The organism is Clostridium algidicarnis DSM 15099, from assembly GCF_002934235.1.
Taxonomy (GTDB): Bacteria; Bacillota; Clostridia; order Clostridiales; family Clostridiaceae; genus Clostridium_L; species Clostridium_L algidicarnis.
Map to the genome: position 1 here is coordinate 82,121 of NZ_PTIS01000003.1, position 13,225 is coordinate 95,345.

12 protein-coding genes, 5 tRNA genes and 1 riboswitch are annotated in these 13,225 nt (G+C 31.5%); of the genes, 15 read left to right on the forward strand and 2 right to left on the reverse strand.

All coding sequences use genetic code 11. The features are described 5' to 3' along the window. The first annotated feature begins 12 nt into the window (after positions 1-12). From wecB to mreB, 9 genes are all read left to right on the forward strand, one after another. A complete protein-coding gene (gene wecB / locus BD821_RS03690; RefSeq protein WP_104409370.1) occupies positions 13-1,161 on the forward strand; it encodes a non-hydrolyzing UDP-N-acetylglucosamine 2-epimerase in 1,149 nt (382 codons plus the stop codon). A 117-nt stretch (positions 1,162-1,278) separates the two neighbouring features. Beyond that, positions 1,279-2,457 carry an acetyl-CoA C-acetyltransferase gene (locus BD821_RS03695; RefSeq protein WP_104409371.1) on the forward strand — a complete coding sequence of 393 codons (1,179 nt, stop codon included), beginning with the start codon at positions 1,279-1,281 and terminating at the stop codon, positions 2,455-2,457. Between the two features lie 98 nt (positions 2,458-2,555). Next, positions 2,556-2,909 carry an ATP synthase subunit I gene (locus tag BD821_RS03700; protein WP_169993949.1) on the forward strand — a complete coding sequence of 118 codons (354 nt, stop codon included), beginning with the start codon at positions 2,556-2,558 and terminating at the stop codon, positions 2,907-2,909. Positions 2,910-3,169: 260 nt separating this feature from the next. Next, positions 3,170-3,859: a hypothetical protein gene (locus BD821_RS03705; protein ID WP_104409373.1), complete on the forward strand. Its 690-nt coding sequence runs from the start codon at positions 3,170-3,172 to the stop codon at positions 3,857-3,859. Between the two features lie 22 nt (positions 3,860-3,881). Further along, the gene (murA, locus tag BD821_RS03710) at positions 3,882-5,144 is read left to right on the forward strand and encodes a UDP-N-acetylglucosamine 1-carboxyvinyltransferase (RefSeq protein WP_104409374.1); all 1,263 of its coding nucleotides are present in this window, start codon (positions 3,882-3,884) and stop codon (positions 5,142-5,144) included. A gap of 261 nt (positions 5,145-5,405) precedes the next feature. Continuing rightward, positions 5,406-6,443 carry a stage II sporulation protein D gene (gene spoIID, locus BD821_RS03715; protein WP_242971453.1) on the forward strand — a complete coding sequence of 346 codons (1,038 nt, stop codon included), beginning with the start codon at positions 5,406-5,408 and terminating at the stop codon, positions 6,441-6,443. A 355-nt stretch (positions 6,444-6,798) separates the two neighbouring features. Further along, complete coding sequence (locus BD821_RS03720) at positions 6,799-7,551, forward strand: M23 family metallopeptidase (RefSeq protein ID WP_169993952.1); 753 nt, start codon at positions 6,799-6,801, stop codon at positions 7,549-7,551. Positions 7,552-7,735: 184 nt separating this feature from the next. After that, positions 7,736-7,990 (forward strand): sporulation transcriptional regulator SpoIIID, encoded by a 255-nt coding sequence (spoIIID, locus tag BD821_RS03725; protein WP_029452727.1) that lies wholly within the window; start codon positions 7,736-7,738, stop codon positions 7,988-7,990. 94 nt (positions 7,991-8,084) lie between these two features. Next, a complete protein-coding gene (mreB, locus tag BD821_RS03730) occupies positions 8,085-9,116 on the forward strand; it encodes a rod shape-determining protein (protein ID WP_169993955.1) in 1,032 nt (343 codons plus the stop codon). Positions 9,117-9,220: 104 nt separating this feature from the next. Here mreB and yyaC read toward each other — a convergent pair whose 3' ends face one another. Further along, positions 9,221-9,751, reverse strand: coding sequence for a spore protease YyaC (gene yyaC / locus BD821_RS03735; RefSeq protein ID WP_104409376.1), 531 nt, complete (start codon positions 9,749-9,751; stop codon positions 9,221-9,223). Positions 9,752-10,048: 297 nt separating this feature from the next. On the opposite strand from yyaC, the gene BD821_RS03740 reads away from it, so the two are divergent. From BD821_RS03740 to metK, 6 genes are all read left to right on the forward strand, one after another. Next, positions 10,049-10,123: transfer RNA gene (locus BD821_RS03740), tRNA-Thr, on the forward strand. Between the two features lie 3 nt (positions 10,124-10,126). After that, a tRNA-Tyr gene (locus BD821_RS03745) sits at positions 10,127-10,211 on the forward strand. A 6-nt stretch (positions 10,212-10,217) separates the two neighbouring features. Beyond that, a tRNA-Val gene (locus BD821_RS03750) sits at positions 10,218-10,293 on the forward strand. A gap of 26 nt (positions 10,294-10,319) precedes the next feature. Further along, positions 10,320-10,394 (forward strand) — tRNA-Thr (locus BD821_RS03755). A gap of 3 nt (positions 10,395-10,397) precedes the next feature. Next, positions 10,398-10,482, forward strand: a tRNA-Tyr gene (locus tag BD821_RS03760). Between the two features lie 92 nt (positions 10,483-10,574). Continuing rightward, positions 10,575-10,674: riboswitch (SAM riboswitch) on the forward strand. 98 nt (positions 10,675-10,772) lie between these two features. After that, complete coding sequence (gene metK / locus BD821_RS03765) at positions 10,773-11,948, forward strand: methionine adenosyltransferase (protein ID WP_104409377.1); 1,176 nt, start codon at positions 10,773-10,775, stop codon at positions 11,946-11,948. A 54-nt stretch (positions 11,949-12,002) separates the two neighbouring features. Here the strand turns inward: metK and nagA are convergent, their stop codons facing one another. Then, positions 12,003-13,133, reverse strand: coding sequence for an N-acetylglucosamine-6-phosphate deacetylase (gene nagA / locus BD821_RS03770; protein ID WP_104409378.1), 1,131 nt, complete (start codon positions 13,131-13,133; stop codon positions 12,003-12,005). Positions 13,134-13,225: the final 92 nt, after the last annotated feature.

A 13,225-nucleotide genomic window follows, 5' to 3' on the forward strand; every position in this document is an offset into this window, starting at 1 on the left:
AGGAGGATAATAATGGATAGGATAAAGGTTATGACCATCTTTGGAACTAGACCAGAGGCAATTAAAATGGCTCCTTTAGTAAAGGAATTAGAAAAAAGAGAAGAAATAGAGTCCATAGTATGTGTAACGGCACAGCATAGAGAAATGTTAGATCAAGTACTAGATTTATTTCAAATTAAACCACATTATGATCTTAATATAATGGAATCAAAACAAAGTCTTACAGGTATAACTAGTAAGGTTTTGGAAGGATTAGAGGAGATGTTTGATAAAGTAAAGCCAGATATAATACTTGTTCATGGCGATACTACAACAACATTTGCAGGCGCTTTAGCTGCATTTTATAAAAAGATTAAAGTAGGTCATGTAGAAGCAGGTCTTAGGACATTTGATAAATTCTTTCCATATCCAGAAGAGATGAATAGAAAATTGACAGCTTCTTTAGCAGATTTGCACTTTGCTCCTACAATAACAGCAAAAAACAATCTTTTAAGGGAAGGCATAAAGGAAGAAAATATATATGTTACAGGAAATACAGTAATTGATGCTATGAATTTTACTGTGAATAAAGATTATGTTTTTGAAACAAAAGAATTAAATGATATCGACTATAATAAACAGGTTATTATGGTAACAGCCCACAGAAGAGAAAACTGGGGAGGTGGTATAGAAAATATATGTGAAGCTCTAAAAGAAATAGTAGAAACCTATGAGAATGTTGAGATAGTTTATTTAGTTCATTTAAATCCAGTAGTAAAAGATGTGGTTGATAAACATTTATTAAATCTAGATAGAGTTCATTTATTATCACCACTAGATACTAAAGAAACACATAACCTTATGAATAAATGTTATATGGTTATGAGTGATTCTGGTGGCCTGCAAGAGGAGGCTCCACATCTTGGTAAACCAGTCCTAGTCCTTAGGAATGTTACAGAAAGACCAGAAGCTGTTGAGGCTGGAACGGTAAAACTTGTAGGTACAGATAAAGAGGTTATATTAAAAGAAGTGAAAAAGCTTCTTTTAGATAAAGATTATTATTTTAAAATGAGTAAAGCTATTAATCCTTATGGAGATGGAAAAGCATCTTATAGGATAGTAAACTCAATGCTTCATTATTTTGGATTTAATAAAGAAAAAACAGAAGAATTTAAAAAATAAAAACACCTTGTAATTTCTTTGATAAATCTTACTAAAACTTTTATTTAGGAAAGTTATAAATAGTTTACGTTTAAAATTTATTTAAGACTAAATATTTGAATTGGAGGAGTAATTGTTATGAGAGAAGTAGTTATTGCTAGTGCAGTTAGAACTGCTATAGGTTCTTTCGGTGGAGGATTAAAAGATGTAGGTGCTGTAGAGCTTGGTGCTTTGGTAATAAAAGAGGCACTTAGTAGAGCAGGTGTTAAAGGTGAAATGATTGATGAAGTTATAATGGGTAATGTACTTCAAGCAGGGCTTGGACAAAATCCAGCAAGACAATCAGTTATAAAAGCAGGATTACCTGTTGAAGTACCAGCTATGACAATTAATAAGGTTTGTGGATCAGGACTTAGGGCTGTAAGCCTTGCAAGCCAAATAATAATAGCTGGAGATGCAGATATTATTGTAGCAGGTGGTATGGAAAATATGTCAAGGGCACCTTATGCGATAAATTCAGCTAGATGGGGACAAAGAATGGGCAATGGTAATATGGTTGACGTTATGATAACTGATGGACTCTGGGACGCTTTTAATAACTATCATATGGGAGTTACTGCTGAAAACATAGCAGAAAAGTGGAATATTTCAAGAGAGGATCAAGATAAATTTGCTGCAGCTTCACAAAACAAAGCAGAAAGAGCTATAAAAGAAGGAAGATTTAAAGAAGAAATTCTTCCTGTAGTGATTCCTCAAAGGAAAGGTGATCCGATTATTTTTGATACTGATGAGTTCCCAAGATTCGGAACTAGCGCAGAATCTCTTAAAAAACTAAAACCTTCCTTTAAAAAAGATGGAACGGTTACTGCTGGTAATGCATCGGGTATAAATGATGGAGCAGCAGCATTTGTAATAATGAGTGCTGAAAAAGCTGAAGAATTAGGAATAAAGCCATTAGCAAAAATAATATCTTATGGATCTAGAGGTGTGGATCCATCTATAATGGGATATGGTCCATTTGCAGCTACAAATAAAGCTTTAGAAAAAGCTTCTATTAAAGTAGAGGACTTAGACTTGATAGAAGCTAATGAAGCCTTTGCAGCTCAAAGTATAGCTGTAGCTAGAGATCTTAAATTTGATATGGATAAAGTAAATGTTAATGGAGGAGCTATAGCTCTTGGTCATCCAATAGGAGCATCTGGGGCTAGAATATTAGTTTCTTTACTTTATGAAATGGAAAAAAGAGACGCAAAAACTGGACTTGCAACCCTTTGTATAGGTGGAGGTATGGGTACAGCTATAGTTGTAAAAAGATAATTAAAAGTATTTAAGAAAATGAGAAATCACCATTAATATAGTTTAGGTAAAATAAGATTATGTAAAGGAGTATTTTATTGGACACGTATCTTAAAAAAATGATAAAAGAATTGAGCTATCTAACCCTTTTTATGTCTTTGGCATTTTCAGCAATATCTCTGTGGTTTTTAAGTTATGGGTATGTACTAGCTTTTGTATTAGGGCTAATTACTGCTATGCTTAATTTTATTGCTAACACTATGGTAACTCATTTTATTATTACAAAGGATAAAAATAATAAAAGGAAAATTTTGAATGTGCTAAGTTTTGTTATTAGAACTTTAATAATAGGTGTTATTATTGTAGCAATTTCACTTTATTATGAAAACTATACTTTAGCTTATGTTTTTGGCTATATATCACACCTTTTGGTAATAGTAGTCTATAGTATAAGAACTAACAAAAAGAATTGAGGTAGTGATTAATAATAAATAAGATATTTAATAAAAAAGGCTTATAGGCTAGGAATTTTATTTCTAGCCTATAAGCCTTTTTTTATTAAATTTATACTTCTCACATTTTTTCTTTAAATCTATATATTGATAATATACATGATAGCATAAAACGTATAAAGATATAATTTATGCTATTAATTTAAAAGCACATATATAGTTAATAATAATTTGAATATTATACTTAGAAGTGGAAAGAATTAGGATAAGGGGGGAGTTAGTTGAAGAAAATTGCATGCTTAATGCTTATATGCATTTTAAACTTATTATTCATTTTAAACGATAAATTTTATATAAAGGAAGACTTTATTAATAAATTTATAGAGGGATTAGATCTAAGTATAGAGGAATATGGTATTAGAATTGAGTTTGAAGGTATGTCTGAAAAAGATTTTATGGATTTTTATATAGATATATGCGAACAAGCATTATCTGTTAAAGAGATTAAAAGTAATTTTAATATTGAATATGGAAAGAATATAACAACTTTAACTCAAATGGAAGAGGATATAAAAATAAGTGGTCTTATGAATAATAAAAGCAAAAATTCTTATGTGGAATTAAAATTTAATATAAGATCAATAGAGGAAAAAGAGAAGATAGATGAATTACTAAAAAAAGAAGTGAAATTAGATGATAATAAAAGAGTATATAAATATGCTAAGGCTAAGTTAACTGAAGGTGAACTAGAGAAAAATATATTAGATATAAAAAATACATTAAAAAATGAAAATAGTAAAGATATAGATATTGTATACAGTGAAGCCGGTGTGCTAGGTACAGCTTTAGCAAGATCACCTTATAGCAAAAGTGGATTTTTAGGTTATGAGGATATAAATTTTGCTGTAATGAATTATGACTCTGGTGTATACCTAATTGTTGGAACGCCAATAATTTATAGTTCATATTAAAAAGTATGGGATGGAGGATAATATGGAAAAAATAATAGTTAAGGGTGGATATAAACTAAAAGGTGAGGTTAATATAAGTTCAGCTAAGAATTCGGTGTTGCCAATAATAGCTGCTAGTATACTAAGTGGAGATATTTCTGTCATTGAAAATGCACCTATGTTAGAAGATGTTTTTGTTATTTGTGATGTGCTAGAATCTTTAGGTGCATCAATAGAAATTAACAAAGAAAATAATAATATATCTATTAACACAAAGAATATAGATTCAAAAGAACAGCCAAAAGCCGATTTAGTTAGAAAGATGAGAGCATCCTTTTTAATAATGGGACCTATGCTATCAAGATTTGGACGAGTGAAATTGTCTTTACCTGGAGGATGCAATATAGGAAGTAGACCTATAGATCTTCATTTAAAAGGATTAAGCTCTCTCGGAGCTCAAATATATTTAGGTCACGGTTATGTGGAAGGAAAGGCTGATAGACTTATAGGAAATAAGATTTATTTAGATTTCCCGTCTGTTGGAGCTACAGAAAATATAATGATGGCTGCAGTTTTGGCTAAGGGAGAAACAGTTATAGAAAATGCTGCAGAAGAACCAGAAATAAAAGATTTAGCAGATTATTTAAATGGCATGGGAGCAATAGTAGAAGGCGCAGGAACAGGTAGAATAAAGATAAAAGGTGTAAGTGAACTAAAAGGTGTTACACACAAGCCTATATACGATAGGATTGAAGCTGGGACATACATGATTGCTGCAGCTATGACTAAAAGCAAAATAAAAATTAATGGGGTAAATGAAGAGCATATTAAGCCTATATTAGCTAAATTATCTGAATGTGGAATTAATATTGACATTAAAGATGGGATTGCAACAACCTATGGCGATGTGGATATAAAACCTGTAGATATAAAAACTATGCCATATCCAGGATTTCCAACGGATATGCAAGCCCAAATGATGGCTCTATTATCACTTTCAAATGGAACAAGTATAATAACGGAGACTGTATTTGAAAATAGATTCATGCATGCCTCAGAAATCAAACGTATGGGAGCAAATATAAAGATAGATGGAAGGAGCGCTGTAATAGAAGGAGTAAGAGGACTTACTGGAGCAGAGGTTAGAGCTACAGATTTAAGGGCGGGAGCAGCACTTATATTATGTGGACTTGCAGCAGAATGCAATACACAAATTTCTGATGTCTATCATATTGATAGAGGATATGTGGATATAGAAAAGAAATTAAAATCCTTAGGAGCATGCATTGAAAGAATAAACATATAGTGTAATATGTAGTGGATTGTTTCATGTATTAATATGTTGAACATTAGGACATGAGGTTAAATGTTTAATGGAAATATTATGGATTACCACAATTAGCGGCAACTTAATTGTAGATATATAACTTTAAATCTAATTTAAAGTTATATATCTATTTTTAAGTTATATATTTATAATAATAACAATATAATTTTATATGAGCTATTAATCTTAAAATAAGAGATTTATATAAATATAAATATAAATACATATAAGGAGAATAAAATGTACAAAGCTATAAGAAATTTTGATTTGAAAAAAATTATTATTTGCTTTATGTTATTCATGTTATTTATAGTATTGTTACCATTAATAATTATTGGATTTAAAGATAATAATATAAAAGAAATTAAGAGATACCAAGGAAATGAAAATGTTGATTATTATAAAAATCAATTAGATGGTAAAGATTTTAAAAATATTAAGGTTTATAATAAGGAAACAAATAAAGTAAGTGAAATAAATTTAGAAGAATATATAATCGCTGTAGTAGCATCAGAGATGCCAGCAAATTTTAATGAAGAGGCTTTAAAAGCTCAAGCAGTTGCGGCTAGGACCTTTGCTGTATCTAAGATACTTTTTAATTGTAAGGAAGCTAAAGGTGGACATATTTGTGATGGCATACACTGTCAAGTATACGTTGGAAAGGATGAAAGAGTAAAAAAGTGGGGTAAAGATAAAGGTGAAGAGTATTGGAATAAGATAAAGGAGGCAGTGGAGAAAACTAATGGTGAAATATTAATTTGTGAGGGAAGTTTAGTCCTTAATCCACAGTATTTTGCAGTAAGTTCAGGTAAAACAGAAAATTCAGATGAGGTTTTTACTTTTTCTCAATCATATTTAAAGTCTGTAGAAAGTCCTGGAGAAGAGATAGCGCCAAAATATAGATCAAAAGAAATATTTACTTATAAGGAATTTATAATTAAAGTTAATGAATTTTATAAAGATGATTATTTAAATAGCGAAGATTTATTAAAAGAAGTTAAAATCTTAGAAAGAACGGAGGGGGGTGCTGTAAAAAATATAAGATTAGGAGAACACACATTAACTGGAGTAGAATTTAGAAAATTATTTAATTTAAATTCGGCAAATTTCAATATAAATTTTGAAAAGGATAAAATAGAAATTCAATGTGTTGGATATGGACATGGTGTAGGTATGAGTCAATGGGGGGCTAATGTCATGGGGAAGGATAATAAAACTTATAAGGAGATACTATCCCATTATTATAAAGGAATTGAAATAGAAAACATTAATAAGTAGTAAGTTACAATCTTTAATTTAACAGAGTGTTAAATTAAATTTACGCCCTAACCTTTTTGATAAAGAAACCTTTAATTTCTAAAAGGTGGTTAGTTTTTATTAGAGCAAGTAATTAAAAATAAAATATTTTTTTTGAAATAAAGACACAGTGATAATTTATATTTCTGTGTCTTTATTTAGTTGCCATTATATGGAATTAAATGATTCAAAGAGAGTTAAATATATTAATCATGATATATATTGGGTAAATTGTAGAAATATGAAGAAATATTTAGAAAAATGTAGAAGAAAAAATACTAAATTTATGTATTTTTTATTTTCTAAAGGACAGACTAGTAATATGGAGGTGTTCATTATGGACAAAAAAATAAGTAAAAAGACAACTAATTTTTTTAAAAGGGAGGGTTTTTATGTAGTACTATTTGTGTGTTTATGTATAGTAGCTACCATAGCTGTAGTAACTGTAAAAGATAATAAATCTGATATGGATGGACCACCTAGCGTGCAACATGAAGAAGATCTAAGACTATCTGAGGGACATGAATCAAAAGAAATAGATATAAACAATGCTCTCCAAGTAAAGGATAATAACAAAAAGTCCGAAGAAACCATAAAAGTTGAGGAAAAAAATGAGAAGGTATCATCTACAGTAGAATCAAAAGATTCAGCTGCAGTTTCTAAAAGTGTGGATACTAAATTTGAGAAGCCAGTAGAAGGATCCTTAGTAAGGCAATTCACTGAAGAAACTATATTTTGTGACACCCTTGGTACTTGGAGAACTAGATCAGGAGTAGATATTAAAGCTGATCTTGGGCAAAAGGTTTTAGCAGTATCTGATGGTGTGGTAGAAAAAGTAGATAATGACAATACAGAATTTGGAAGATATATGGTTATAGACCATAAAAATGGCTTAAAAACTTTATATTCGAATTTAGAAGATGATATTCAAATAAAGGAAGGTCAAAAAATATCTAAAGGTCAAGAAATAGGAAAGGTTGGTAAAACAGCTGGTAACTATAGTGAAGAAAAGTATGGAGATCATCTACACTTTGAAGTTTTAAAAGATAACATTAAGGTTGATCCTGAAAAGTATGTAAGCTACAAATAACAAATTCTTAGCTTAGATGAATTTCATCTAAGCTAAGAAAAACATAAGAATATTTTAAGGATTATAAGATTAAATTAATCAAAATAAATTTATCATATACTTTCTTAGGGAGAAAGTATATGAAAAGTAATTTAAAGAAAAATAAGCGCATATTTATAAATATAGATATTAAGGAGGCAGCACTTTGAAGGACTATATAGAAGAGAGAGTGCTAGAAGTAGCCAAATATATAATTGATTCAAAATCGACTATAAGAAAAACAGCAAAAGAGTTTGGTGTTAGTAAAAGTACAATACACAAAGATATGACAGAGAGATTACCTAAAATAAATCCCGTAATTGCAAAGGAAGCAAAACTAATTTTAGATTTAAATAAATCTGAGCGTCATATAAGAGGAGGAAAAGCTACTAAATTAAAATATAAAAATGTTGAAGGATAGGCACATTCTTAGTATAATATAAAAGAAGATTCTGGATATTCTTATATGGAATAGCAGAATTAATATAAAATTGGAGAGTGGGAGTGGAAGTAGAATGTGCTTTTGGAAAACAAATATGGACATGGGCATAGATCTTGGAACAGCAACTGTATTGGTTTATGTTAGAGGTAAGGGGGTAATATTAAAAGAACCCTCAGTTGTAGCAATAGATAATAATACAAATAAGGTACTTGCTGTAGGAGAAGAAGCTAGAAAAATGATAGGTAGAACTCCAGGGAATATAGTAGCTATAAGGCCTATGAGGGATGGAGTTATATCGGATTATGATACTACAGAAAAAATGTTGAAATATTTTATAAGTGAAGCTTGTGGGAAAAGAAAGATTTCAACACCGAAGGTTGTGATTTGCATACCTTGTGAATCCACCGAAGTAGAAAAAAGAGCAGTGAAAGAGGCTGCAATGAATGCAGGTGCAAAAAAGGTTTTTCTTATAGAAGAACCACTAGCTGCAGCTATAGGCGCAGGACTTGATATAACTTTACCTAGTGGCAATATGGTTATTGATATAGGAGGTGGGACTACAGATATAGCGGTAATATCTTTAGGTGGAATAGTTGTACGTGAATCTATTAAGGTTGCTGGGGATAAATTCGATGAAGCCATAATTAAATATGTAAGGAAAAAGCATAATCTCATGATAGGAGAAAGGACAGCAGAAAATCTTAAAGTTAGTGTAGGTAGTGTATTTGTTGAAGAAGAAATTAGCGAAGATGTAAAAGGTAGAGACCTATTAACAGGGTTACCTAAAAGTGTAACTGTAACATCTTTTGAAATGAGAGAAGCTTTAATTGATACCGTCATGGTAATTTGTGAAATGACTCATGCTGTATTAGAAAAAACTCCACCTGAATTAGCATCTGATATAGCAGAAAAAGGGATAGTAATGACAGGTGGAGGATCTTTACTACATGGTTTGGACAAACTAATAGAACATGTTTCAAAAGTCCCTGTACATATTGCAGAGGATCCTGTTGGAAGCGTTGCCATTGGAACAGGAAAGATGCTCGACTTTATAGACAAACTAAATATTACATTAGATGATAATAAGGTTGAGCTAATTGACTAAAATATGATTTGAATTTAATTTACATATATTTTATTGCGTTTAAAGGACTACTCTTTTTTTATAGGGTAGCCCTATTATAATATAAAATATAATACCTAGGTTAGTTAAACTTTTAATTTATTTAATTGCAAGGAATTAAATAATGATTCTGTTATTACGGTTGCCATATCTACAATAAAGCTTAAACGTATGGTGTTGTTAATAAAGATGTTGTCTCCATTGTTGCAATCAACTATCCCTATAATTGATGTATCACCAACATGCGGTAGAGTTTTACCTACCCCTTTACCTGGATGTAAAGGAAGATTTCTAAATTGAATTTCACCTATGGAAGACTCATCACCTAAACATGCATCTATTGCTAATATATTAGAGGTTGGGTGTAGTAATTTGATATGTGAAACCTTTTCAATTAAGTTCAAAGCATGGATAGGAGAAGAAATACTACCATAAACAGGCAAGGGGAAAAGTTTATATGTTAAAAATGTACCTACAATTGGACCTAGAGAATCTCCTATACATCTATCTGTACCTACACATATTAAAATGGTATTTTTATCTATATAATTTTTAATTAACTTAGAAAGTTCAAAAATAGCCATATCATTCTTGTAATGAATTGTATCCTTTTTCAATATAACCACCTCCTAATTAATTTATATGTTTAATAAAAAATAATATTACGCTACATACAAAGTGGCTATATAGAAGGATTAAGGTTTATATATTGAATTGCTTGAATATTTAGTGTATAATTTATTAAAAAAATATGGATAGTATCCAAAAACATAGTATTACAGAGTAAAATGAAGTAATAAAAAATTGACTTAGGATAATGAGGTGAAATGGAGGTTGAATTTATATCTATATCTAGGTATACTAAACCTTGTCAGCTGATGCGGTATGTAACAAGATAGAGCATTGGTAGATATGCTGGCATGGCTCAACGGTAGAGCAGCTGACTTGTAATCAGCAGGTTGTAGGTTCAATTCCTATTGCCAGCTCCACATGGAGGAATTCCCGAGTGGCTAAAGGGGGCAGACTGTAAATCTGCTGTCTACGACTTCGATGGTTCGAATCCATCTTCCTCCACCAATCCCAGGGCGCATAGCTCAGCTGGGAGAGCATCTGCCTTACAAGCAGAGGGTCACAGGTTCGAGCCCTGTTGTGCCCACCATTTTTAAAATTAAAACTATATGTTTTGCTGGCATGGCTCAACGGTAGAGCAGCTGACTTGTAATCAGCAGGTTGTAGGTTCAATTCCTATTGCCAGCTCCACATGGAGGAATTCCCGAGTGGCTAAAGGGGGCAGACTGTAAATCTGCTGTCTACGACTTCGATGGTTCGAATCCATCTTCCTCCACCAAAAGACACATATGTGTCTTTTTTTTTATTGAGATGATATTGACGTAATAAATGTAATATGGTAGAATTTATTATGTTATAAAATTATATAAGCTCTTATCAAGAGAGGTGGAGGGAAAAGGGCCCTATGAAACCCGGCAACCGGCTAATAAGCCACGGTGCCAATTCCAGCAGTATAACTGCAAGATAAGAGAGAAGCGAAATAAAGTCACTTCTTTCTTGAGGGGCTTTTTTATTATGTTTTAGAAAGGAGTGAAAACTATACTAAAGAAAATTTAGTATAGGAATATTATGAAGAAACTATTTACATCAGAATCAGTAACAGAAGGACATCCTGACAAAATGTGTGACCAGATATCCGATGCCATATTAGATACAATATTATCAAAGGATTCGAATGGACGAGTAGCTTGTGAAACTATGGTAACAACAGGTATGGTAATGGTAGCTGGCGAAATATCTACGGATTGTTATGTGGATATCTCAAAAGTAGTTAGAGAAACCATAGAGGAAATAGGATATGTAAGAGCTAAATATGGATTTGATGCTGAAACTTGTTCAGTACTTACATCTATAGATGAACAATCAACTGATATAGCTATGGGAGTAGATGAAGCTTTAGAATCTAAAAATGGTACTAAAGAAGAGCTTGGAGGAATTGGTGCTGGAGACCAAGGAATGATGTTTGGATTTGCCAGTAATGAAACAGAAGAATATATGCCTCTTCCAATATCTATGGCCCATAAGTTAGCAAGAAGACTATCAGAAGTAAGAAAGAATGGAACTCTTCCTTATCTAAGGCCAGATGGAAAAACTCAAGTAACAGTAGAATATGAGGATAATAAACCTAAAAGAATCGATACTATAGTAATATCAACTCAACATAGCCCTGAGGTATCTTTAGAGCAAATAGATAAAGATTTACGCAAGTATGTAATTGAAGAAGTAGTTGAATCTAACTTATTGGACAAGGATACAAAATATTATATAAACCCAACAGGTAGATTTGTAATAGGGGGACCTCAAGGAGATTCAGGATTAACAGGAAGAAAAATAATAGTTGATACTTATGGGGGATATGGAAGACACGGTGGAGGTGCTTTTTCAGGAAAAGATCCAACTAAGGTAGATAGATCTGCAGCTTATGCAGCAAGATGGGTTGCTAAAAACTTAGTTGCAGCTGGAGTTTCTGATAAAATAGAAATTCAAGTAGCTTATGCTATAGGTGTTGCAAGACCTGTATCCATTGATGTAGATACTTTTGGGACAGGAAAAATAAGTGATGAAAAAATAATAGAAATAATTAACAATGTATTTGACTTACGACCAGCATCAATAATTAAAGAACTAGATTTAAGAAGACCAATATATAAACAGGTTGCGGCCTATGGACATTTTGGTAGAAGTGATCTAGATCTACCATGGGAAAAGTTAAATAAAGTGAATGTTATAAAAAGGTATATATAAAAATTAACCTGGATATTTTAAAATATCCAGGTTAATTTTTTGAATATGGAAATATTAAAGAATTATCTTTCCATTAATTATAACCTTTTTAATATTTATTCCATCATCAAATAGTAATAGATCGGCATCGAATCCTTCTTTAACAGAGCCTTTAAAAGTATCTACCTTACAAAGTCTTGCAGGATTCACAGTAGCCATATTAACAATTTCGTTTAAAGGATAATCTGTGTTGTTATAAACATTTCTAACAGCCTTATCTAGAGTTAAAATAGAACCAGCAAGAGAACCAGATTTTAATCTAGCAGCGCCATTTTCAACAATGACCTTTTGTCCACCTAAAGAATAAATTCCATCTGGCATTGAACAAGCCATCATAGCATCAGTTACTAATAGTACCTTATTTAAGCCCTTTTGTTTATAGGCAACTCTTAGAGAAGGATAACTTATATGAATTCCATCTGAAATTGTTTCGGTAGTTATAGAAGAATCAAATATTGCACCAACAGTTCCAGGATTACGATGGTGAAGCCCTGTCATAGCATTATAAAGATGAGTAGAGTGGGAAATACCACATTGTATTCCTGTCATAGCCTCTTCATATGTGGCTTTAGTATGTCCCATAGAAGCAGTTATATTATTATCTCGTAGGTATGCTATAAGCTCACAAGCACCTTCTATTTCAGGGGCTATAGTAACGCTTACTACAGTATCAATATTGTCACCTACTATATCTAGAAATGTTTGAAGAAATGGGTTTTCTACAAAGTCAGGGTTTTGAGCACCAATAGCTTTTGGACTTATAAAGGGTCCTTCTAAGTGGGCTCCTAATATATTGGCGCCATCAGTGCCTTTTAGTTTAGCTTCCTTTATAGTTTCGAGAGCTTTTTTTATGTCGCTTATAGAACAAGTCATTGTAGTTGGCAAAAAGGAGGTAGTACCATATTTAGCAATAGTTTTTGAAATTATATTTAATGATTCATAACTTCCATCCATGGTATCACGCCCTCCAGCCCCATGAATATGAACATCTATAAATCCAGGAGATAAGTACAACCCTTCAGCATCGATAACATCCTTTTCATCAGTATTTTCAGGATTTATAGATGTAATTTTACCATTATGAAGTAAAACAGAACCCTCTTCTATTCTATCTTCGTATATTATTTTACAGTTTTTAATTAACATGAAATCACCTCAATAACATATATTTTAGATATATTTATTATAGGTCATGTTGATAAAAATGACCAGTTAATATAAATTAGCATGTAGCTGTT

What these genes read in the sequence shown, in the direction of transcription:
- wecB (WP_104409370.1), top strand. Translation starts at nt 13, where the DNA reads ATGGATAGGATAAAGGTTATGACCATCTTTGGAACTAGACCAGAGGCA.
- BD821_RS03695 (WP_104409371.1), top strand. Translation starts at nt 1,279, where the DNA reads ATGAGAGAAGTAGTTATTGCTAGTGCAGTTAGAACTGCTATAGGTTCT.
- BD821_RS03700 (WP_169993949.1), top strand. Translation starts at nt 2,556, where the DNA reads ATGATAAAAGAATTGAGCTATCTAACCCTTTTTATGTCTTTGGCATTT.
- murA (WP_104409374.1), top strand. Translation starts at nt 3,882, where the DNA reads ATGGAAAAAATAATAGTTAAGGGTGGATATAAACTAAAAGGTGAGGTT.
- spoIID (WP_242971453.1), top strand. Translation starts at nt 5,406, where the DNA reads ATGTACAAAGCTATAAGAAATTTTGATTTGAAAAAAATTATTATTTGC.
- BD821_RS03720 (WP_169993952.1), top strand. Translation starts at nt 6,799, where the DNA reads ATGGACAAAAAAATAAGTAAAAAGACAACTAATTTTTTTAAAAGGGAG.
- mreB (WP_169993955.1), top strand. Translation starts at nt 8,085, where the DNA reads ATGTGCTTTTGGAAAACAAATATGGACATGGGCATAGATCTTGGAACA.
- metK (WP_104409377.1), top strand. Translation starts at nt 10,773, where the DNA reads ATGAAGAAACTATTTACATCAGAATCAGTAACAGAAGGACATCCTGAC.
- nagA (WP_104409378.1), bottom strand. Translation starts at nt 13,133, where the DNA reads ATGTTAATTAAAAACTGTAAAATAATATACGAAGATAGAATAGAAGAG.